At 54.5% G+C, this 1,283-nt stretch carries 2 protein-coding genes; both read left to right on the plus strand.

Annotated elements, in window-relative coordinates; genetic code table 11:
• Window positions 1-82 precede the first annotated feature (82 nt).
• Window positions 83-385, plus strand: coding sequence for a hypothetical protein (locus tag H9X86_RS12050; protein WP_204901734.1), 303 nt, complete (start codon window positions 83-85; stop codon window positions 383-385).
• Window positions 382-1,283 (plus strand): DNA adenine methylase (locus H9X86_RS12055; protein WP_207752654.1); only part of this gene is annotated, 902 nt, incomplete at its 3' end. The genes H9X86_RS12050 and H9X86_RS12055, both read left to right, overlap by 4 nt.

Here is a 1,283-nt window from a genome sequence, read left to right on the forward strand (position 1 = left end):
TACAGGGGCCGTACCCGAAAGGGACACGGCTCCTGCTTTTTTGTTGCTCCTTGTTCGGGTATGGCCCCGGAAAGGAACAATGATGCGAGAACAACAGGTATTGGCCTATCTGAAGGCCGTGTGCAAAGGCAGAAAAAACATCCAGAAAAGCCGTCAGATCCAGCTGGCGCTTCACATCAGCGGCAACGAACTGCGTAAACAGGTCCACCGTCTGCGGCAAAAGGGACACCCCATCGCCAGCAGCCAGGACGGTTACTTCTATGCCGTGACTGCCGGAGAGGTCTACTCCACCATTGGCCAGTTGAGGGCCATGGAGTACGGCCTGAAATTGGCCATCGAGGGTCTGGAACGATCTCTGGACTCCTTTGGCGGTGACGCCGATTGAAGAGCTTTATCCCATGGGTGGGCGGCAAAGCCAAGCTGCTCTGGCTGATCCACCGTCTGGCTCCCCCACATTTTTCCCGGTTTATCGACGTGTTTGGTGGCAGTGGCACCGTAACCCTCAATCGTCCCATTCAGCAAGGATGTATGGAGGTTTACAACGACTTCAACAGCGACCTGACCAACCTCTTCTGCTGCGTCAAGAACCGAACTATGGCTCTGCTTCTGGAGCTGGGCTTTCTGCCCCTGAACACCCGAGATGATTTCAATGTGCTGTACAAATTCTTCTCCAAGGAAGAATTCACCGACGATTATCTCACCCAGGAGATGGAGCTGACCCAAAGGTATCTGGAGCCACCCGATGGAGAGGCTATCCGCAGAATGATGCTGGAGAGGGCTCCTCGTGGGGACGTCCGCCGGGCTGCAGACTACTTCAAGCTCATCCGGTACAGCTTCAGTGGCGGGGCCAAGTCCTTTGCAGGAAAAGCCTGCGACATCCGCCGCTTTTTCCACCTGGTCTGGGAATGCTCCCACAGGTTAGCAGAGGTCATCATTGAAAACAAGGACTGCGTGGAGATTGTGCGCCAGTACGACCGGAAAGGTGCGTTTTTCTATTGCGATCCTCCCTATTACGAGGCAGAGGGCTGCTATGCGGTGGTCTTCCCAAAGGAGGATCACCAGCGGCTCCACGATGCCCTCCTGAATTGCGAAGGGTACGTCATGGTGTCCTACAATTACTGCCCCTATATCGTGGAGCTGTATCAGGAGTTTTATATCTTCTACACCACCCGACCCAACAGCATGTCCCAGAAGGCAGGCAGTGAGTACGAAGAAATTGTCATCACCAACTATGACCCCCGCCGCTACAACACCGCAAGGAATTGGCAACTGAGTATGTTCCA

It is taken from the genome of Pseudoflavonifractor capillosus (assembly GCF_016902575.1).
Taxonomy (GTDB): domain Bacteria; phylum Bacillota; class Clostridia; order Oscillospirales; family Oscillospiraceae; genus Enterenecus; species Enterenecus capillosus_A.